General features: G+C 70.7%; 20 protein-coding genes. 10 read left to right on the forward strand and 10 right to left on the reverse strand.

The window, feature by feature from the left end; all coding sequences use genetic code 11:
* Positions 1-64 precede the first annotated feature (64 nt).
* From QI554_RS12520 to QI554_RS12540, 5 genes are all read right to left on the reverse strand, one after another.
* Positions 65-1,042, reverse strand: coding sequence for an ABC transporter permease (locus QI554_RS12520; RefSeq protein ID WP_425527961.1), 978 nt, complete (start codon positions 1,040-1,042; stop codon positions 65-67).
* Positions 1,029-2,030, reverse strand: coding sequence for an ABC transporter ATP-binding protein (locus QI554_RS12525; protein WP_281469258.1), 1,002 nt, complete (start codon positions 2,028-2,030; stop codon positions 1,029-1,031). The genes QI554_RS12520 and QI554_RS12525 overlap by 14 nt, the downstream gene beginning before the upstream one ends.
* Positions 2,027-3,307 (reverse strand): LolA family protein, encoded by a 1,281-nt coding sequence (locus QI554_RS12530; protein ID WP_281469260.1) that lies wholly within the window; start codon positions 3,305-3,307, stop codon positions 2,027-2,029. Before QI554_RS12530 ends, QI554_RS12525 begins: the two co-directional genes overlap by 4 nt.
* Positions 3,308-3,465: 158 nt before the next feature.
* Entirely contained in the window at positions 3,466-4,359 is an 894-nt protein-coding gene (locus QI554_RS12535) for an MBL fold metallo-hydrolase (RefSeq protein ID WP_281469262.1), read from the reverse strand.
* 106 nt (positions 4,360-4,465) lie between these two features.
* A complete protein-coding gene (locus QI554_RS12540; RefSeq protein ID WP_281469264.1) occupies positions 4,466-4,879 on the reverse strand; it encodes a winged helix-turn-helix transcriptional regulator in 414 nt (137 codons plus the stop codon).
* Between the two features lie 206 nt (positions 4,880-5,085).
* Between QI554_RS12540 and QI554_RS12545 the strand changes: the two genes are divergently transcribed.
* The 9 genes from QI554_RS12545 (at position 5,086) to QI554_RS12585 (ending at position 12,355) form a co-directional block, all read left to right on the forward strand.
* On the forward strand, positions 5,086-5,550 hold the full coding sequence (locus tag QI554_RS12545; protein WP_281469389.1) for a MarR family winged helix-turn-helix transcriptional regulator: 465 nt from the start codon (positions 5,086-5,088) through the stop codon (positions 5,548-5,550).
* A 153-nt stretch (positions 5,551-5,703) separates the two neighbouring features.
* A complete protein-coding gene (locus QI554_RS12550; RefSeq protein WP_281469265.1) occupies positions 5,704-6,294 on the forward strand; it encodes a dihydrofolate reductase family protein in 591 nt (196 codons plus the stop codon).
* 168 nt (positions 6,295-6,462) lie between these two features.
* A complete protein-coding gene (locus QI554_RS12555; protein ID WP_281469267.1) occupies positions 6,463-7,968 on the forward strand; it encodes an MFS transporter in 1,506 nt (501 codons plus the stop codon).
* Positions 7,969-8,148: 180 nt separating this feature from the next.
* Positions 8,149-8,700 (forward strand): DUF6328 family protein, encoded by a 552-nt coding sequence (locus QI554_RS12560; protein WP_281469269.1) that lies wholly within the window; start codon positions 8,149-8,151, stop codon positions 8,698-8,700.
* A 1,212-nt stretch (positions 8,701-9,912) separates the two neighbouring features.
* The gene (locus QI554_RS12565; protein ID WP_281469271.1) at positions 9,913-10,116 is read left to right on the forward strand and encodes a hypothetical protein; all 204 of its coding nucleotides are present in this window, start codon (positions 9,913-9,915) and stop codon (positions 10,114-10,116) included.
* A complete protein-coding gene (locus QI554_RS12570; RefSeq protein ID WP_281469273.1) occupies positions 10,100-10,621 on the forward strand; it encodes a DUF6879 family protein in 522 nt (173 codons plus the stop codon). The genes QI554_RS12565 and QI554_RS12570 overlap by 17 nt, the downstream gene beginning before the upstream one ends.
* A complete protein-coding gene (locus tag QI554_RS12575; RefSeq protein ID WP_281469275.1) occupies positions 10,618-11,430 on the forward strand; it encodes a helix-turn-helix domain-containing protein in 813 nt (270 codons plus the stop codon). The genes QI554_RS12570 and QI554_RS12575 overlap by 4 nt, the downstream gene beginning before the upstream one ends.
* 147 nt (positions 11,431-11,577) lie before the next feature.
* Positions 11,578-11,823, forward strand: coding sequence for a DUF397 domain-containing protein (locus QI554_RS12580; RefSeq protein ID WP_281469277.1), 246 nt, complete (start codon positions 11,578-11,580; stop codon positions 11,821-11,823).
* 79 nt (positions 11,824-11,902) lie between these two features.
* Positions 11,903-12,355: a hypothetical protein gene (locus QI554_RS12585; protein ID WP_281469279.1), complete on the forward strand. Its 453-nt coding sequence runs from the start codon at positions 11,903-11,905 to the stop codon at positions 12,353-12,355.
* A gap of 26 nt (positions 12,356-12,381) precedes the next feature.
* Here the strand turns inward: QI554_RS12585 and QI554_RS12590 are convergent, their stop codons facing one another.
* Positions 12,382-12,855: a GtrA domain-containing protein gene (locus QI554_RS12590; RefSeq protein WP_281469281.1), complete on the reverse strand. Its 474-nt coding sequence runs from the start codon at positions 12,853-12,855 to the stop codon at positions 12,382-12,384.
* 294 nt (positions 12,856-13,149) lie between these two features.
* Here QI554_RS12590 and QI554_RS12595 point away from each other — a divergent pair, with 294 nt between their 5' ends.
* Positions 13,150-13,605, forward strand: a complete 456-nt coding sequence (locus QI554_RS12595) for a hypothetical protein (protein ID WP_281469282.1) — start codon at positions 13,150-13,152, stop codon at positions 13,603-13,605.
* 730 nt (positions 13,606-14,335) lie between these two features.
* Here the strand turns inward: QI554_RS12595 and QI554_RS12600 are convergent.
* Genes QI554_RS12600 through nuoL form a run of 4 tightly spaced genes read right to left on the reverse strand, consistent with a single transcriptional unit; the run spans position 14,336 to position 20,550 of the window.
* A complete protein-coding gene (locus QI554_RS12600) occupies positions 14,336-15,334 on the reverse strand; it encodes a polyprenyl synthetase family protein (protein ID WP_281469284.1) in 999 nt (332 codons plus the stop codon).
* A gap of 44 nt (positions 15,335-15,378) precedes the next feature.
* Positions 15,379-16,962: an NADH-quinone oxidoreductase subunit NuoN gene (gene nuoN, locus QI554_RS12605; RefSeq protein WP_281469286.1), complete on the reverse strand. Its 1,584-nt coding sequence runs from the start codon at positions 16,960-16,962 to the stop codon at positions 15,379-15,381.
* Positions 16,959-18,587 (reverse strand): NADH-quinone oxidoreductase subunit M, encoded by a 1,629-nt coding sequence (locus tag QI554_RS12610; protein WP_281469288.1) that lies wholly within the window; start codon positions 18,585-18,587, stop codon positions 16,959-16,961. The genes nuoN and QI554_RS12610 overlap by 4 nt, the downstream gene beginning before the upstream one ends.
* A 52-nt stretch (positions 18,588-18,639) precedes the next feature.
* Positions 18,640-20,550, reverse strand: a complete 1,911-nt coding sequence (gene nuoL / locus QI554_RS12615; protein WP_281469392.1) for an NADH-quinone oxidoreductase subunit L — start codon at positions 20,548-20,550, stop codon at positions 18,640-18,642.
* Positions 20,551-20,599 lie beyond the last annotated feature (49 nt).

Consider the following 20,599-nt stretch of genomic DNA (forward strand, 5'->3'; position numbering starts at 1 on the left):
ACTCGGGTTCGGCACGAGGGGCGGCGCGCGGGCGGCTCCGTGGCGGGCCGCCCGCGCGGTCGGGTCAGCAGGTGACGTCGCGGTCCGTCATGCGCGCCCACGCCGCCGCGCCGAACACGAGCGTGTACGCGGCCTGCACCTCGATGTTCCGCACCACGTGCGAGGTCTCGACGGGTGCCCGGAGCAGGTCCCCGAACGACATCCACTGGTCGCTGAACAGCCACGGGTGCAGCGCGTGGAACTGCGGGATGGACGCGAGGATCGCCGACACGATCACCAGGCCGACGGTGGTCGCCATCGCCGCCACCGGCACCCCGGTCAGCGTCGACACGAACAGGCCGATCGCCGCCAGCCCGAGCAGCGACACCGCCACGCACGCGGCGATCAGCAGCGCGCGGACGAGCGCCTCGTCCATCGCGATGGTGTCGCCGTTCAGCAGCGGCACATCGCCCATCGGGAACAGCACCGCACCGGTCGCCAGAGCGGACAGCGCGACCGTGAACGTCGCGGCGAAGCAGAACGCCACCAGACCCGCGTACTTGACCAGCAGCAGCCGCACCCGTCCGGCCGGCGCCACCAGCAGGTAGCGCAGCGTCCCGCCGTGCGCCTCGCCCGCGATCGCGTCGCCGGCCACCACACCGACCGTCATCGGCAGGAAGAACGGCAGCGTCGCGGCGAGCGACGCGAACACCAGGAACAGCCCGTTGTTGGTCACCTGCGACACGAACTCCAGGCCGCCGCCGTCCTGTCCGCCCCCGCCGCTGGTGAAGTACCGCAGCGCGACACCGAGCAGCACCGGCACGACCGCGAGGAAGCCCAGCATCGCGTAGGTGCGCGGCCGCCGGAACACCAGCCGCATCTCGCTGAGCAGCAGGCCGCGGGCGCGCGGCAGGTACGGGTGCGTCGCGTGTTCGGCGGCCTTCGCCTCTGGCTCGGGCGCGACGGGGCCGAGGGTGGGTTTGGCCACGTCGCCCCCGCGTTCGGCCACCTCTGCGGCGGTGCCTTCCGTCGGCGCGACCGCCGCGACATCAGTCGGCGACATCGAAGCCCTCCCCGGTGAGTGCGACGAAGGCGTCTTCCAGCGAGCCGCCCTTGGTGGTGAACGAGCGCACGCGCACGTCCGCGCGCACCAGCGCGGCACACGCCACGTCCGGTGCCAGGTCGCCGAGTTCGGCCTCGACGCCGGTCGGCGTCGTCTGCACCGAGACGGCCTTGAGGTCGGCGAGCACGAGCGCGGCGCGCCCGGCGTCGGGCGTCTCGACGACGAGCCGGCCGCGCACCGCGGCGCGCAGGTCGTCGACGGTGCCCTGGGTGATCAGCCGGCCCCGGCTCATGACGGCCGCGTGCGTGCAGACCTGCTCGATCTCGTCCAGGAGGTGCGAGGACAGGAACACGGTGGTGCCGTCGGCCGCGAGCGAGCGGATCAGCGCGCGGATCTCCCGCATGCCCTGCGGGTCAAGGCCGTTGGTCGGCTCGTCGAGCACCAGCAGGTCGCGCGGCCGCAGCAGGGCGGACGCCAGGCCGAGGCGCTGCTTCATGCCCAGCGAGTAGGCGCGCGCCTTCTTGTCGCGGGCCGCCGTGAGCCCCACGCGCGCGAGCGCCTCGTCGATGCGGGCGGCGCGGGTGCGCGGGTCCGCGGTGCGGTCGGCGGCGTCCAGGCGCGCGAGGTTCTCGCGTCCGGTCATGAACCCGTAGTGCGCGGGCCCTTCGATGAGCGCGCCGACCCTCGGCAGGACCGTGCCGGCGGCCCCGGGCATGGGGCCGCCGAGCACGGCCGCGGTGCCCGACGTGGGGGCGATCAGCCCCATCAGCATGCGGATCGTGGTCGTCTTGCCGGAGCCGTTCGGGCCCAGGAAGCCGAACACCGAGCCCGCGGGCACCACCAGGTCGAGTCCGTCCACGGCGAGCCGGTCGCGGCCGTATCGCTTGGACAACCCCCGTGTGACGACCGCGGGTTCGCGGCCGTCCGCCACGTCGTGCTGCCGGGTCGCGGTGGTGCGGGGCGCCCGGACCGCCGTGGACGTGCTCATCGGCCCGCCGTCCCCGGGGCGGGGGCGAGCTCGCCGGCGGCGGCGCGCTGCAGCGTCGCCGCGTCGACGGCGCCGACGAGGACCCGGCCGTCGTCGGTCACCATCGCGGAGACGACGCGGGTCGTGTACACGGTGCCGTTGCCCCACGGGCCGGTGACCTTGGTGCCGGCCTTGCCGAGCAGGGCGGCGACGCCGTTGTGGTCGCTCTTGCCCTTGTCGTTCTTGTCGCTGTCCTTGTCCGTGCCGGGCAGGGCCTTGTCGTTCAGCGCGCCGAGCATCGTGCTCAGGCCCTTGGGGACGTGGAACTCGACGACGGTGCCCCAGCCCTGGCCGTACGCCTTCGGCGCGGCGCCGCCGGACAGGCCGGCGGTGAGCTGGTTGAGGTCGGGGAGGCCGAACCTGCCGTCCTTCCCGTCCTTCCCGTCCTTGCCGCCCTTTCCGTCCTTGGTGTTCTTGCCGTCCTTGTCGAGGCTCTTCTCCTCGACCTTGGCGCCGGACGGCGGCTTGAAGTCGAACGTGTCGCGGGACGGCGCGTTGAACGACACCTCGGTGAAGCCGACGTCGACCGCCGGGGCGCCGCCCTTCGCGGTGTCCACGACGACGCGCAGCGGCACACCGGTCTCCGCGTCGACCGAGACCGTCGCGCCCGCGAGCAGGCTGCCGGGCTGCGCCGGGGCCACGCGCAGCTGGTACACCGAGCGGCCGGCGACCTTCGCGGTGCCGTCGACGGTGACCTTCGTGCTCGGGCCGGCCGCGTCGAGCAGCTTCTTCGCGGCCTCCTGCGGGGTCGCGGCGAGTCCGAGGTTCGACGGCAGGCCGTCGAGCCCCGGCAGCGCGGCCTTGGCGCCGCCCTCGGGGAGGGTGGTGTGGGTGACGGTGTTGCTGTGGCTGTCGTACGTCCACACGTCGCGGCCGTTGTGGACGACGTTGTACTCCGCGAGTTCGGCCTGGATGCCGACCCGCTGGCGGTCGGGGCCGTCCACCGCGACGCGCAGCGTGTGGGTGCCGGACAGCAGGCCGGTCGGCTTGGTGTCGCCGCGCCCGGGCAGTGCCGGGAGGCCGAGGTCGGTGCTGATCTTCACGGCGCCGGACAGCGTCTCGGTCTTGGCGTCCGCGATCTTCGCGACCACCTGTTCGGCGGTCAGGGTGGGTAGTTGGGGATGCGGGTCGGAGTCGTCGGCGAACGCGCTGGGTCCGTACGCGATCGCACCCGCGGCGAGCCCCGCGACCCCGAGCGGGAGCGCGATCTTGCCTGCGGTGCGGAGTGTTGCGGGCATGGAACCGCCTTGTCTGGACGGGCGGCGCTGCGGCCCGGATGGCCGTCGTGCCGGTGTATCCAGGGGATCACCGCGGACAGGGTCGGAACATCGACCGCTGGTCAGACCGTGGCGTACGCCTGCGGGAGCAGACGTACGCCGCGCGGACTACTTGACGACTATGCGGGTGTCCTCCGCTGCCACGTGCGGACGGCGCGCGGAGGCAGGACGCGGCCGAAGACGTGGCCCGCGAAATGGCCGCCGGCGAGCAGCGTGTGCTCGTCCTCCAGCTCCTTGAGCAGGAGTTCGCGGGTCGCGACGCTCTGGGCGGGGTCGACGTCGAAGGCGAAGTTCCAGGAGCTTTCGGTGACTTGGACCTGGCAGTGCATGACGTCGCCGAGGATGACGAGACGGTCGTCGTCCTCGCCCGTGGGATCGGTGACGACGAGGCTGATGTGTCCCGGGGTGTGGCCGGGGGTCGCCAACACGCGTACACCGGGCGCGACTTCGTCGCCGTCGGCGAGGAAGGCGATGTGCTGTGCGAGCGGCGCTTGGACGGCGTCGGGGTGCGGGCCGACGGGGTCGTCCGTACCGGCCCAGTGCCGCCACTCGGCCTCGGCGACGAGGTGGCGTGCGCTCGCGAACGTCAGGCCGGTGACGCACTGGTTTGCAACGGTGTCGGGTGCCGGCGCGACGTTGGTCGTCCAGCCGACGTGGTCGTGGTGGAGGTGGGTGTAGACGACGGTGTCGATGTCGTCGGGGGTGAGGCCTTCCTCGGCGAGGCTGTCGAGCAGTGCGCCGCCGCGGAAGTCGGCGACGCCGGGGATGCCGAACGCGACGTCGCCCAGGCCGAGGTCGACGAGGATCGCGCGGTCGTGCGTGCGGACGAGGAACGCGCCGACGCTGACCGGGAACCGGCCGTCGTCGTCGAGGTAGGCGGCGTGCGTGGACCAGCCGTCGGGGGCGCTGGCAGGGAAGAGCACGTCGGGGTTGAGCCGGCCGTAGCCGTCGGGGAGGAAGGTGACGCGCGCGCCGCCGATACGGACGGTGGCGCGGGGGGCCGCTGCGACCATGGGAGTGCTCCTGCCGCTGATCGTTCCGGAGGGGATGGCCCAACCCTCGGACAGCGGCGGGACGGCCGGAAGACGGCACTTTGAAGTGCCCGCCCCCGGCGTCGTCTCAGGCGGGTCGGGTGGGGTGGACGGGCCGGGCGGCGGCGTGCTCGGCGCGGGCGCGTTCGATGTCGTTGATGTGGCTCTCGGTCCAGTCGCGGATGGCCGCGATGGGTTCGCGCAGGCTGCGGCCGAGGGGGGTGAGCGCGTAGCTGACCTCGGGCGGCACGGTCGGGGTGACGGTGCGTACGACGAAGCCGTCGGCCTCGAGGAGGCGGAGGGTCTGGGTGAGCATCTTCTGCGTCACGCCCTCGACGCGGCGGCGCAGGTCGGCGTGCCGGCGCGGGCCGTCGCCGAGTGCGTCGACGACGAGGACGGTCCACTTGCTCGCGATGTGGTCGAGGACCTGGCGGGTGGCGCACTTCGCGGAGAAGACGTCGGCGGGGAGGCCGCTGGAGGCGACGATGACGCGGGTGTCCATGGGTGGGAGGGTAGGGCAAAACAATCTGCTGCGGGATAATCCGTTGGCGGATCGATGGCGCTACGCTGGGGCGCATGAGCGCCGACCTGAGCACCCCCGCCGCACCGGACACCGCCGCCGACTCGCCCGCCGCTGTGGGCTCCGGGGGTGCCGCCAGAGGTGCCGCCGGGGGTGCCGTCGCTGGGTCGAGCAGCGGTGACCTGCGCATGCCCGACCTCAGCTTCCTGTTCGCGCACGCCGGGCACGTCCTGGCCACCGAGATGCACGCACGGCTGGCCGAGATCGACCTGACGCCGCGCGGGCAGTGCGTCCTCACGCACGCACAGCAGGGCGAGTTCACCCAGATCCAGCTGGCGGAGCAGAGCGCGCTCGACAAGACCACGATGGTGCTCACCGTCGACGAGCTGGAGAAGCGCGGGTTGGCCGAGCGCCACCCCTCCCCCACCGACCGGCGCGCCCGCATCATCGCGGTGACGGACACCGGGCTGGCCAAGGCCGCGGAGGGCGCGCGGGTGGTCGACGAGGTGCACCGGGACGTGCTGGCCGCGATCCCGGAGGCGGAGCGCGAGGCGTTCGTCCGCAACCTGGAGCTGCTGGTCGGCGGGCGGCTGTCGACGCCGGTCGAGTCGGGGCGCCCGGTGCGCCGGGGAGGGCACACGGGCAAGGGCTGAGCCCTCCGGACCCCTGTTGACCTGCGGCTTTCCCGTCGCGGGAAAATCTTCGAAGAAATCCCGCCGACGCTGTCGAGAAGGCGTCGGCGGGTTCGACGTCCCCTGTGAGAGCGCGCCGGAGCGGCGCGGCACACGGACAGACGGGACGCGGCCATGACCTCGACGAACACCACCGCCGGCACCACCACCGGCAAGCTCATCCACTTCGTGCACCAGTCGCTGGACGGGTTCATCGAGGGCCCGAACGGGGAGTTCGACTGGCCGGCCATGGGGCCGGAGCTCTCCGCCTACTCGCAGGAACTGACCGGTGGCGACAAGGTCTTCCTGTACGGGCGTCCGGTGTGGGAGTTCATGGCGGACTACTGGCCGACGGTCGAGCAGCACTCCGACCACCCGCACGACCTGGCGTTCGCGCCGGTGTGGCGGAAGGCCGAGAAGGCCGTCGTGTCGCGGACGCTGACCGAGGACGACCGGGCCACGCACATCATCAACACCGACGTCGCCGAGCGGCTGAACGCGATGAAGGCGGTCGGCAAGACGCTGCTGCTGTTCGGCGGCTCGAACCTGGCCGGGTTCCTGACCGAGGAGGGCGTCATCGACGAGTACCGGGTCTTCGTGCACCCGGTGCTGCTGGGCGGTGGCAAGCCGGTGTTCCAGCCGTCTGCGCTGCGGCACCGGCTGGAGCTGGTGGAGACGCGGACGTTCGACGAGCGGGTGGTGCTGCTGCGGCACCGCCGCGCCTGACCCCCTGGTCTGCACGGGCGTCGGGCCAGGGAGCGCTCGGCCCGACGCCCGCCCGTCCCGAGAAAAACAAATCCTCAAAATATCGTCTCTAACGAAACCATCTGCTAGCGTCGTTCTTGTCGCAGACCACCGGTCCCCGGACCGGTACCACCTCGGGAGACACGAACCATGGCGCAGCCCGCCGGCACGGCACCGAACACGCGCGACCGCCGCGCGTACCCGCGCACCCTCGCCCTCGCACTGCTGTGCGCGGGCATGCTGATGGTGATCCTCGACGGCACGATCGTGACCGTCGCGCTGCCGTCGATCGGCGACGACCTCGGGTTCTCGCAGGCCGACCTCGCCTGGGTCATGAACGTCTACATGATCGCCTTCGGCGGCCTGCTGCTCCTCGCCGGACGACTCGGCGACCTGTTCGGGCGCAAGCGGATGTTCCTCGCCGGGCTGGCCGTGTTCACGGTCGCCTCACTGCTGTGCGGCGTGGCCACCAACCCCGAGACGCTGCTCGCGGCGCGGTTCCTGCAGGGCGCGGGCGGTGCGATGGCGTCCGCGGTCAGCCTCGGCATGATCGTCACGCTGTACCCCGAGCCCACCGAACAGGGCAAGGCCATCGGCGCGTTCAGCTTCATCGGCGCGGCCGGCGCGTCGCTCGGACTCGTGCTCGGCGGCGTCCTCACCGAGGCGGCGAACTGGCACTGGATCTTCCTGGTCAACCTGCCGATCGGCGTCGTGACGCTGGTGCTCGCGGCGCGCGTCCTGGACGCCGACGGGACTCCTGCGGGCGACCGAGGCAAGGCGGACGTGGTCGGCGCGGCACTGGTCACCGGCGGGCTGATGCTGCTGGTGTACGCGGTGGTGAAGGCCGAGTCGTACGGCTGGAGTTCGCCGAAGACCTGGGCGCTGGTGGCGGGTTCACTTGCCCTCCTGGCCCTCTTCACGCTCCGCCAGGCCCGCACGTCCACCCCGCTCCTCCCCCTGCGCACGTTCCGCTCCCGCAACGTGTCCGGCGCCAACGCCCTCCAAGTCCTCACCATCGCCGCGATGTTCGGCTTCCAGGTGCTCGTCGTGCTCTACATGCAGCACGTGCTGGGCTACGGCGCGGCCAAGACCGGCTGGGCGATGTTCCCGGCCGCGTTCGCCATCGGCGCCGTCTCCCTCGGCGTCTCCGCCCGCGCCATCGGCCGCTTCGGGGCCCGCAACGTGCTGGTCGCGGGACTCCTGCTGCTCACCGCGGGCATGGCCTACCTGGCGCGCGTCCCGGTCCACGGCTCCTACGCGGTCGACCTGCTCCCCGTCTTCGTCCTGCTCGGCGGTGGCGGCCTGGTCCTCCCGGCCCTCGCCACCCTGGCCATGTCCGACGCCCGCCCCGAAGACGCGGGCGTGGTCTCCGGCCTCTTCAACACCACCCAACAAATCGGCGCCGCCCTGGGCGTGGCCCTCCTGAACACCCTCTCCACCTCCCGCGCCGACACCCTCGCCTCCCAGGGCAGGTCCACCGCCGAGGCCCTGACCGGCGGCTACCACCTCGCCTTCACCGTCGGCACGGTCCTCCTGGGCGCCTCCGCCGTCCTGGCCCTCCTGATCCTCCGCACCCCGCCCACCACCACCGTCATCGCCTCCAACCCCACCCAGGCCCCCGAACGCACCACCACCCCGGCCGTCCACGTCGGCTGACCCCGTGATCCAGGCCGGGCGGTGGCCGTGAGCCTCCACCGCCCGGCCTGTCCGCGCGATCCGTCGTTCCGGTTGGGAGGCCGCGACGTCCAGCGCGGCGAACCTGCTACCGTACGGAGACTTTTAGATGAACAGAATCTGAACTCCAGTTGAACTGAAGGCGGATCCAGGAGGCGGTCGATGGTCGACGCCACGGACGGGATTGGCGTACAACGAGGCGCCCCCACACCCGAGACGCACGGCGGCGAGTCGCCGAGAGCGCGCCTGAACCGGGAGTACGCCGAGCTCCTCCAGGAAGTGCGCATCGCCCAGGGCGGGATCCAGATCATGTTCGCCTCGCTGCTCGCGCTCGGCGTCACTCCGGCGTTCACCCGCGGCGACACTTTCGAACGCGTCGCCTACTGCGCCTCCCTCCTCTGCGCCGTCGGCGCGGCCGGGACCCTCATGGCTCCCGCCGTCCTCCACCGCCTGATGCACGGCCGCGGCCTGAAGCGCGAACTCATCACCGCCGCCCACCGCTACCTGCTCACCGGCATGTGCTTCCTCGCCCTCGCCATCAGCCTGGCCCTGGTCGTGACCCTCGACTTCGCCCTCGGCCTCCTCCCCGCCCTCGTCGGCGGCACGGCGGCCCTCACATGGTTCGCGGCGATGTGGCTCCTGACCCCCGTCCTCACCCGCAACCGCGCCGAAGCCGCCCGCAACCGCACGGAGTTGGCACCGGACACGAGGTAGCCCCCGCTCCGCGCCACCAGCCCCCCGTCGCCCGACGCGGCCAAGAGCCTCGCCGCGCTCCAAAGACCGCCTCTTGGAAGCTCCCCTGGTGAGCTCGCGGCCCGAGCCGGTCGGTCTTGCGCGAACGCGATACCTGCTGATGCACAGCAAACACAGGGACCGCACCGCGCCATCAGGCCCGGCGATACTCAAAGACCCGCACGGGTAGGCCGGTTGGAGTGCGCTCAACACACGCTCGAACCACACCAGGATTACGCGACGCGGCCCAGGGCCGCGTCGCGGTAGAACCCGCTGCCAACAGGCTGCCAACCCGCGCCGCAACGACCAGATCTGTGAAAATTCGCAGATTTCCGCGCCGCGCCATCCGGCGCGGCGCGGCCAAAAGCCCCACGTACGTACACCGGTGGGCCAGAAACTGCCGCCCGCTGCTCAGCGCGCTGCGCGCGCGACCGGCGGGGCTCGTGGCCCGAGCAGGTTGGTGTTCTTGCGCCGCCGCCCTGGTCGGGCGGCGGCGCGCCAAAACCCCATGGGGTACGTCGCCCAACGCGCGCTTCGCGCCGTCGAGGCGGGGTGCATAGCCTGCACCGACGCCCGCTTGCGCGATGAGACCCGAACGTGCGGGAACGAACCTCGGATCCGATCAGCACATGTCCCCGGAGGCACAACGCGAGGTTCCGCGCCGCGCCGGACGGCGCGGCGCGGCGCGGTCCCAACACCCAGCTAGGTACGCCGGTTGGACCCACGTGATGTCCCCGCAGAACCACATCACGGTGACGCCGTCGTCAACCGCAAAGGACCCGTTCGTACAACCATCAGAGTTGCGGGGGGGGGCCGGGGGGGGGGCCCCCCCCCGGGGGGGGGGGGGGGGGGGGGGTGTTTATAACAGCCAGGGGGGTGGGCCCCCCCGGCGGGGGGGGGGGGGCGCCCCCCCCCCCCCCCCCCCCCCGCCCCGGGTCTAGGCGTGACGGTTGTGCAGGTTAACCAACGGCGCGTGGTGCGACGAGCCGGCGGAGTGAGCTCTCGGAACGGGCCGGTTGCACTGCCGACGGGTAGAGGAACCGGTCTCACTCCAGACCGTCGGTCACCCGTGGTCGTCACTCGATCGGCTGAACAGAGCCGATTGCGCGTTGTCGCAACACCCCACTCTTGCTCTGGCCGCCGTGCCACCGAGAACATCGAACGAATCACAGCCAACCGACCAGAGGGGGAGCAGTGAAGCTGACCGAGCTCGACAGCGAGTGCGAGACCGGGCCGTGTCCGACGATCTACTTAACGGACACTGGTGAGCTAATCGTGCAGGGATTCAAGGTCGACGATCCGGAGGCACTGGCCACGATGCAGCTTCCGGAGAGCGAGTCGGCCGTGCGGATCCCTGTTGCTCTTCTCAAGCGGGTGGCTCGTGACCATCTCGCCTGAGGCGTTCGGAGCTCTGTTCGACTCCTTTCACCGTGAGGCCTTTCGGCTCGAAACCCTGGACGACTACACAGGGTCTTCGAGTGCCGAGTACCTGCGGGCCTACTTCGCCGGCGAGCCCATGCCGGAGGGCTATAACGCCGGATGGCTGGCCCAGGTCCGCGGCAACACGGACGCCGGTCGGCGCATGTACCGGGTCCACGTCGTGACCCGACCGCTCTCCGACTACCTTCGGTACGAGCTGGATTGGGGCTACCGGACGAACATCACGGCCGGCGAGGAGTTTTTCATTCTCGACCTGACGGAACAGCCCAATCCACTCGAAGGCGTACCGGACTACTGGATGTTCGATGACACGTCCGTGGTCTCGATGACGTACGACCAGCACGGAGTCTTTCTCGGTGCCGAGTTGGAAGCCGATCCGGCAAAGTGGCAGCACTGGCGGGACGTGGCCGTGAGCCATGCTGAGCCGTTCACTGACTGGTGGGAGCGGTACGGGACGGCGTGAAAGGCAACATCGGCGGCACGTTGCGAGAGCTGCGCCAGGCGAGCGGGAAAGAAGCCAAGGCGGTGGCCCGCAGTGCTGCGATGTCCGCGTCCAAGCTGAGCCGGATCGAGACCGGCAGGCTTGTCCCGAGTGCGATGGACGTCGACCGCATCCTGACGGCACTCGGCGTCTCTCCCGAGATACGAACCCGGTTGACCGAGCTGGCCCGCAAAGAGGCCACAGAAGCCACCGCGTGGCGCCTGTACCGGCGCGCCGGGCTCCACCATCACCAGGAAGCCATTGGTGCCGTCGAGGCAGAGACGGCGGTTCAACGGGTATTCCAGCCGTCCTGCATTCCCGGCCTGTGTCAGACGCCGGAGTACGTGCGGGGCATCCTGGCTCCGAAGGCACTGAGCGACGACGTCCTCGCCCGCACCGTAGGGGCCAGGCTCGAGAGGCAAGAGGTTCTGTACGACCCGGCCAAGTCGTTCCGCTACCTGATCACCGAATCGGTGCTCCGCTGGCGGCTGCTGCCCGCTCCGGCCATGGCAGTACAGCTTGATCGGCTGATCACGCTGTCCCGGCTCCCGAACGTCTGGATCGGGGCGGTACCGCTCTCAGCGCCCATGACCGAGGTGCCGACGTCGTCCTTCGTGATCTTCGACAGCCGCATGGTGATCGTGGAGATCCCCCACGCGGAGATCACCACCAGCGAGCCGAAAGACGTCGAGCTGTACCTGGCGAAGTTCGAACGCTTCGAGCAGACGGCCGTTACCGGCGAAGAAATGCGCGCCCTGGTCGGCGGCATCCGGGACGAGTTTTTGCGGTAACAGGCAACGATCTGGATGGCGGCCCGAGGCCGACCTACGGTGAGTTCCCGTCAGCGCTGACGGCTCATCAATCCATCCAGACATTCCGCCCGATTCGGGGGCGGGGCAGGGCTCTTGCCGCCCTGACAGCTACAGGAGGTTCCAGCGATGCGTGAGCTCAACCTCTACGAGATCGAGATCCCGGACGGACTGCCCGCATACAAAGCGTGCGGCGGCAACCAGGGCGGCGGAGACGACACCGAGACGTGTCCGACGCTCCGAGAGGTGCCCGGCGTCGACGGTGGGCTGTGGATCATGGGCGACACCAAACGCCCCGGTGCAGAGCTGCGGTTCACCACAGTCGAGCTGCTGAACGCAGGGATCGACCCGGCACGCTTCGACAAGGCCGTGTGATCCGACCCCTGACAGCCCCGGTCGCCCGGTTCCGGCAGAACGAGGCGGCCGGGGCCTCGCCGGCCCGTGAGGGGGCAAGGTGCAGCACCACGTTCACGGCTACCGGTGGACCGGCCGAGGGGCCGATCTGGCAAGCGACGAAGGTCGGCGTCCGGAACACCCTGACTTCGATCCCAGGCATCCGGGCATTGCCGAAAGGAAGCGACCGGTCCTGCTGTTCCGGCAGGATGACCGGCCGCCGCTCGTCGTCCACCACTGGTTGCTGAAGCCGATCCAACCGCACGCGACGTTCGAGCACCCGAAGCAGGCCGTTGACTGGCTGGCCGATGAGTGGCGAACGTCCGGCGCCGAAGCCGCCGACCACGTAGCCGCACAGGACCGGCGGGAGTACGCCGAGGGCTCCCTGGCGCAGGGGAACGACGTGGTGTGGTCTGTGTGGATGCCTGGTGGCAACGTCGTCTACCGAGCAGCCGTCCCCTGCCCTACCCGTGGCATCCACGGCCCGGTGGTGTCGTGCCCCATTGGGCTGTGAGACCAACTGCCGACAACTCGGTCCGGTCAGGCGGCGGTGGTGAGGGCGGTGCGGGCGAGGGGGGCGGTTGCCGGGGTGAGGGTGACCGGGGTGGTGGGCTTCGGGCGGGCGAAGACGAAGAGGCGGAGGATGGCGAAGCGGCCGATGCCGGCGAGGCCTGAGGCGGTGAGGTAGACGGCCTGGCCGGTGAGGGTGCCGGCGTTCGGGGCGACCGCGTCGAGGGCCAGCATCGCGACGGTGGTGAAGAGGTAGCAGACCACGGCGGTGCCGGTCGATTCGACGTGGACGCGCCAGCTCGCGCGGCCGTTGCGGAAGGTGAAGCGGCTGTGCAGCTCGTTCGCGAGGAGGGTCGAGACGACGGTGATGACGGCGTTCGCGACGGCCACCGACATGCCGGCGGAGAGGTACACGAGGGCCGCGCTCGAGGCGATTCCGGTGCCGCCGCCGAAGACCACGAAGCGGATGAACGACCCGATGGCTCCCGGCTGGCGGCTGTTCACTGGTGTGCTCCCTCGTCCCCTGGCGGCCCCGTTGTCCGCGTGCCTCAAATCTAGAAATTGAGGCTCGTCGGCCCCATGGGGGACGCTGCCGTCTTGGGGTGGGGCCAGCCCCCCTTCGGACAGGGGGGTTCAGTCACACGGCGGCGCCGGGAAATGAACTGCCGGTCTCCGCGCGGTGCTGGTCATCCTCGCGGAATGGGGAGCTCGGATACGGCGTACCGCGGGTGGGGGTTCTGGGCCTGGGACTCTCAGGTCGAGGTGTGGCTACATCTGCTCGCGGAGGAGTCCGCTGGGGTGGTCGAGCGGGTGGGATGGCTCGACGAGGCCGCGCGGGACTGGCGGGTGCAGGCGACGGCGGGGTACGTGGGATGCGTGTCCGCGGGCCTCGATCGGCACCTGGGCGGGGACGCTGATCGGGTCGCCGTCGTGCTCGGGCTGTCGGGACGCGCCCGGGCCCGGCTGATGGGATGGTCACCGGCGATCCCGACGGATGTGGTCAACGGGTTCGGTACGGGCGGCGCCGGGTCGCGGTTCGAGAGCGAGCCGAGTGTCGAGCCGTTCCTGGCTTGCGCGGACGCTTTTATGGCTCTGCTGCGCGAGGGCGTCTGCCTGCGCGCGCGCGAAGTAGCGGAAGGGCGCGCGGCGCAGGAGATTGAAGCGTTCTATGGCGGGGCGCCGGCACCGTTGCCGGATGGCGTTGTGCCTGCGGATGACGGCGAACTCGCGGCTGGGGACGCCGCCCAGTGGTGACGTTCGGTCGCACGTCGGCTTTTACGCGGCGCCGCCTGGTTGGCGGCGCCGCGCACCCCTTGCCCGGTTAACTCTGCCTCGCCCGGCGGCTGCACGAGCGTGCGCGTCCACCATGGCATTGGACGAGGCCGCTGCGCCCCGACAAGAGGTGCCAATGCTTCCCATGGCGTAAGCGTTGCGCGCCATGCTCCGACGGGAGCGGCGCGCGCCAGGGTGGAGGCTCGCGCGGTGTCGGCTATCCGACGAGAGGTGGCTCCACAGTGCGGTGAACGCGGCGCGGCGGGGCAGGCGGAGCTGCGGGCAGACGTTCGGGCGCGCAGCTCCGGCTGACCGTGGGTCGCGGGAGGGGCCGCCCACGGCCCGGTGCGCGGGGGGCGGTTGGCCGGGTCTCGCGCGGGCGGGGTGCCCGTCGACCCCGTGCCGGGCGCGTGGGCCGTGCGGCGTGCCGTTGGCCACGTGGCCGTCGGCGCTGCGCGTGCGGTGGCCGCGTGGCGGCGGCCGTGCGGCATGGCGGCGGCCGTGCGGCATGGCGTCGGCCATGCAGCGTGGCGTGGGCCGTGCAGGCGTGGCGTGGGCCGTGAGGCGTGCCGTTGGCCGCGTGGCGCCGGCGGCGTGCCGTTGGTCGCCTGGTGTGACGGGCCAGGGCCGCCTCTGCGTTCGCTCAGGAGGGCGTCAGGCGGCGCCGGGGGCGTCAGGCCGAGGGTGGGCCGGGCCCCGCCGGGTTAGGGCCTCAGCAGCTGCGTTCGACGACCAGTTCGCACAGGGACTGGAGGGCCTGCTTGGCCGGGCAGTCCGGGAGGGGGGTCAGGACGTCGCGGGCCTCGTCGGCGTAGCGGCGGGTGTCTTCGCGCGCGCGTTCGAGGGCCGGGTGGGCGCGGAGGAGGGTGAGGGCCTCGGCGTGCTGGTCGTCGTCGGTCAGGGGGCCGGAGAGCAGGCCGACGAGGTGGGCGTCCTGGGGCTGCGCGGTGGCGCGCAGGTGGAGGACGGGGAGGGTGGGGACGCCTTCGCGGAGGTCGGTGCCGGGGGTCTTGCCGGACTCGGTGGAGTCGCTGGCGATGTCGAGGACGTCGTCGGCGAGCTGGAAGGCGACGCCGATGCGCTCGCCGTAGCGGGTGAGGATCTCGACGACCTGGTCGTCGGCGCCGGCGAACATGGCGCCGAACTGGCCCGCGGTGGCGATGAGCGACCCGGTCTTGTCGGCGATGACGGCGAGGTAGTGCTCGACGGGGTCGTCGCCGGGGTTGGGGCCGACGGTTTCGCGGATCTGGCCTGTGACAAGTCGAGCGAAGGCGCGGGCCTGGATGCGGACCGCCTCGTCGCCGAGGTCGGCGACGATCTCGGAGGCCTTGGCGAAGAGGAAGTCGCCGGTGAGGATGGCGACGGAGTTGTCCCAGCGGGCGTTGGCGCTGGGTGCGCCGCGGCGCAGGGCGGCCTCGTCCATGACGTCGTCGTGGTAGAGCGTCGCGAGGTGGGTGAGCTCGCAGACGACGGCGGCGGGGACGACGCCGGGCGCCTGGGGGTCGCCGAACTGGGCGGCGAGGAGGGTCAGCAAGGGCCGGAACCGCTTGCCGCCCGCCTCGACCAGGTGCCGCGACGTCTGGGTGAGGTACGGGAACTCGCTCTTGGTGGCGGCGAGGAGCTCCTGCTCCACCGCCGCCATCCCGGCGCGGATCTCCGCGTCCAGTTCACCGTCATGGACGCTCAGCCCGAAGGGCCCCACGATCGTCATGCCGGTGCACTCCTCATGGTCGCGCAGCGTATCTGCGCCTGCTGCTAATGGACGAACAGGGCGGCCTTGTCCGCGAGGTCGAGGACCGGCTGCGGCACGATGCCAAGGACCACCGTAACCGTTACCCCCAACGCGATGGCAGCGGTGGTCATCACGCTGGGCACGACGACCGTCGGACCGTCGGCCCGGGGCTCCGAGAAGAACATCAGCACGATGACCCGGACATAGAAGAACGCGGCGATGGCAGAACACAGCACACCGACGATCACAAGCGATCCCGCACCGCCATCCGCGGCCGCCTGGAATACCGCGAACTTTCCGGAGAAACCGCTGGTCAGGGGGATTCCGGCAAAGGCCAGGAGGAACACCGCAAACACCCCGGCGACCAGCGGCGAGCGCCGCCCGAGACCCGCCCAACGGGACAGATGGGTCGCTTCGCCGCCCGCGTCGCGGACCAGCGTCACGACCGCGAACGCACCCAGAGTGACGAAGCCATAAGCGACCAGATAGAACAGCGTCGACGACGCGCCGGCCTCGTTGGCCGCGATCATTCCGGTGAGGATGAACCCGGCGTGCGCGATCGACGAGTACGCCAGCATGCGCTTGACGTCCGTCTGGGTGATGGCGATCACCGCGCCGACGACCATTGTGACGATCGCGACACCGGTCATCATCGGCCGCCAGTCCCACTTCATGCCCGGCAGCGCCACGTAGAAGAACCGCAGCAGCGCGCCGAACGCGGCGACCTTGGTGGCCGACGCCATGAAGCCGGTGATCGGGGTCGGCGCGCCCTGGTACACGTCCGGCGTCCACGAGTGGAACGGCACCGCGCCGACCTTGAACAGCAGGCCGACCGCGACCATCGCCAGCCCGATCAGCAGCAGCGCGTCGTTGTCCATCGCGCCGCCGGTGGCCACCGCGATGCGGTCGAGCCGGACACTGCCCGAGTAGCCGTACAGCAGCGCCACGCCGAACAGGAAGAACGCCGACGAGAACGCGCCGAGCAGGAAGTACTTCAGCGCGGCCTCCTGCGACAGCAGGCGGCGACGACGGGCCAGCCCGCACAGCAGGTACAGCGGCAGCGACATGACCTCGAGCGCCACGAACAGCGTCAGCAGGTCGTTGGCGGCCGGGAAGAGCAGCATGCCGCCGAGCGCGAACATCGCCAGCGGGTAGACCTCGGTCTGCCGCAGCCCGGCCGCGGCGGCCTCCTTCTCCTGCGCGCTGCCGGGCGCGGCCGCGGCCTGCGGCGCGAAGGCGTCCCCGCCGGGCTCCAGCTTGCGCTCGGCCATCAGCAGGACCGACACGATGCCGAGCAGCAGCAGCGTGCCCTGGAGGAACAGCGTGGGCCCGTCGACGGCGACCGCCCCGACCGCCGCGATCTCGCCGCCGCTGTCCTTCACGCCCGGGATGAGCGCGAGGACCGCGCCGAACGCGGCGGCCATGCCGCCGAGCGCGACCACCAGATGGGTGACGTAGCGCGCCTTGCGCGGCACGAACGCCTCGACGAGCACTCCGGCCACCGCGATGCCGAACACGATGAGCATCGGCGACAGCTTGCCGTACTCGATGCTCGGCGCCGGCACCTTGTCCGCGGCGTCCGCGGCGAGCTGAAGACCCGAGCTCACTTGTTGCCTCCGAGGGGGGTGACGGCGGCGACCTGCTCGATCGGGTGGGAGGGCGCCGGATCGGTCTTCTCCACCTGGCTGAGCGTGTCGTCGACGGCGGGGTTGACGACGTCGAGGACCGGCTTCGGGTACACGCCGAGCACCAGCAGCAGCGCGATCAGCGGCGCGACGACGACGAGCTCGCGCACGTTCAGGTCGCGGATCTTCTCGACGCCCGCCTTGACCGGGCCGGTCATGGTGCGCTGGTAGAGCACCAGGACGTACAGCGCGGCCAGGATGATGCCGAACGTCGCCACGATGCCCGCGGCCTGGTACCGCGAGAACGTGCCGACCAGGACCAGGAACTCGCTGACGAACGGCGCCAGTCCGGGCAGCGACAGGGTCGCGAGGCCCGCCACCAGGAACGTGCCGGCGAGCAGCGGCGCGACCTTCTGCACACCGCCGAAGTCGGCGATCGTCTTGCTGCCGCGCCGGCTGATGAGGAACCCGGCGACCAGCAGCAGCGCGGCTGTCGAGAACCCGTGGTTGACCATGTAGAGCGTCGCGCCGGACTGGCCCTGGCTGGTCAGCGCGAAGATGCCCACGATGATGAAGCCGAAGTGGGAGATCGACGTGTAGGCGATCAGCCGTTTGATGTCGGTCTGGCCGACCGCGAGCAGCGCGCCGTAGATGATCCCGATGATCGCCAGCGTGACGACCAGCGGCGCGAACGTCTTCGACGCGTTGGGGAACAGCGCCAGGCAGTACCGCAGCATCGCGAACGTGCCGACCTTGTCGACCATCGCGGTCACCAGCACCGCGATGCCCGGCGTGGCCTCGGTCATGGTGTCCGGCAGCCAGGTGTGGAACGGCCACAGCGGCGCCTTGACCGCGAACGCGAACATGAAGCCGAGGAACATCGCCTTCTCGGCGGTCGGGTTCAGGTTGAGTTCGCCGGTGCCGACCGCCTGCGTGATCCGCATGAGGTCGAAGGTGCCCTGCCCCGCGCCGCCCAGGTCGGCGTCGGCCGTCGCGACGTACAGCGCGACGACCGCGGCCAGCATGACCAGGCCGCCGAGCAGGTTGTAGAGCAGGAACTTGACCGCGGCGTAAGAGCGCTGCGCGCCGCCGAAGCCGCCGATGAGGAAGTACATCGGGATGAGCATGGCTTCGAAGAACACGTAGAAGACGAAGATGTCGGTGGCCGCGAAGGACACCACCACCATCGCCTCGACGGCCAGCATCAGCGCGAAGAACGCGTGCGTCGAGCGCGGCGCCGCCGTGTCGCCGACCGTTCCGTCCATGCGGACCTGCGGCGCGTCCGCGTCGTTCCAGGACGCCAGGACCAGCACCGGCATGAGCACCGCCGTCAGCAGGATCAGCACCACGCCGATCCCGTCGACGCCGAGCGCCCAGTGCACGCCGAACTGCTTGATCCAGGTGTGGTTCTCGGTCAACTGGAAGCGGTCGCCGTTCGGCGAGAACTTCACCGTGACCGCGATCGCCAGCGCGAGTTCGACGAGCGTCACCAGCAGCGCCACGTTCTTCGCCAGCGCGCGCTTGCCCGCCGGCACCGCCGCGACCAGCAGCGCGCCCGCGAACGGCACCGCGGCCAGCACCGTCAGCCAGGGGAAGTTGCCGCTCATCGCTGTCCCTCCGCCTCGTCGAATCCTGCCGGAAGCCTGAACGGACGGGCCATCACGCCATCCTCGCCATCAAGGTCGCCGCGACCACGAGGGCCGTGCCGCCGAACATCGACAGTGCGTACGAGCGGGCGAAACCGGTCTGCACCTTGCGCACCCGCGACGACGTGCCGCCGATGAACGCCGCGAGCCCGCCGACGAATCCGTCGATGCCGCGCAGGTCCAGCCACACCAGCATCCGCGTCAGGTACTGGCCCGGCCGCATGACCAGGCCCTCGTTGACGGCGTCCTGGTACAGGTCCTTGCGGGCCGCGACGGTGATGAACGAGCCCTGCGGCGCGACCGCCGGCACCTCGCGGCGCGCGTACTGCACGTACGCCACCAGCGCGCCCAGCGCGACCATCGCGACCGCCATGCCGGTCACGGCGTACTCGCTGAACGGCGAGTCGCCCTCGCTGAACCCGGTGACCGGGGTCAGCCAGTTCACGAACGAGTCGTGGAGGACGAACAATCCACCCGCGAACACCGATCCGAACGCCAGCACGATCATCGGCAGCGTCATCGACTTCGGCGACTCGTGCGGGTGCGGCTCGTGCCAGTCGGCGGGCGCGCCCACCGGCGCCTCCTTCCACCGCTCGCGGCCGAAGAAGGTCATGAGCATCACGCGCGTCATGTAGTACGCGGTGAGGCCGGCCGCGACCAGGGTCACCGAGCCGAGCACGTAGCCGCTCGTCCCGCCCTTGGCGAACGCCGCCTCGATGATCTTGTCCTTGGAGAAGTACCCGGACAGCAGCGGGAATCCGATGATCGCCAGATACCCGAGGCCGAACGTGACGAAGGTGATCGGCATGTACTTGCGCAGACCGCCGTAGCGCCGCATGTCGACCTCGTCGTTCATGCCGTGCATGACCGAGCCCGCGCCGAGGAACAGCCCGGCCTTGAAGAAACCGTGCGTCACCAGGTGCATGATGGCGAACGCGTAGCCGATCGGGCCGAGCCCCGCCGCCAGGATCATGTAGCCGATCTGCGACATCGTCGACGCCGCGAGGGCCTTCTTGATGTCGTCCTTCGCACAGCCGACGATCGCACCGAACAGCACCGTGATGGCGCCCACGATGGTGACCACCAGCTGCGCGTCCGGCGAGGCGTTGAACAGCTCCGCGGACCGGGTGATCAGGTACACGCCCGCGGTGACCATCGTCGCCGCGTGGATGAGCGCGGAGACCGGCGTCGGGCCCTCCATCGCGTCCCCGAGCCACGCCTGCAGCGGGAACTGCGCCGACTTGCCGCACGCCGCGAGCAGCAGCATCAGGTCGATGCCGGTGAACGTGCCGCCCGACGCCTGCGCGTTGCCGCTCAGCACCTGGTCGAAGGAGAACGTGCCGAAGGTGGTGAACATCAGGAAGATCGCGACGGCCAGACCGAGGTCGCCGACGCGGTTCATGAGGAACGCCTTCTTCGCCGCGGTCGCCGCCGACGGCTTGTGCTGCCAGAACCCGATCAGCAGGTACGACGCCAGGCCGACGCCCTCCCACCCGACGTACAGCAGCAGGTAGTTGTTCGCCAGGACCAGCAGCAGCATCGAGGCGAGGAACAGGTTCAGGTACGCGAAGAACCGGCGCCGGTTCTCGTCGTGCTCCATGTACCCGATCGAGTAGATGTGGATCAGCGAGCCGACACCGGTGATCAGCAGCACGAACACCATGGACAGCTGGTCGAGGTGCAGCCCGACCTCGGCCTGGAACGAGCCCACCGACACCCAGTCCCACAGGTGCTGGTTGACCGACCGGTCCGCGTCGGACGCGTCGAGCATCGCCGAGAACAGCGCGAGCCCCACGAAGAACGAGCCGACCGCGAGCAGCGTGCCGAGCCAGTGCCCGAACCTGTTCGTCCGCCTGCCGCCGAGCAGCAGCACCGCCGCGCCCAGCAACGGCAGCGCGATCACCAGCCACGTCGCGTCGAACACGCCGGTCGCCGGGACCGAGTGCAGTCCGGGCCCGCCCTCGCCCGTGGCG

Source organism: Yinghuangia seranimata (assembly GCF_029953285.1).
In the GTDB taxonomy this organism is placed as follows: Bacteria; Actinomycetota; Actinomycetes; order Streptomycetales; family Streptomycetaceae; genus Yinghuangia; species Yinghuangia seranimata.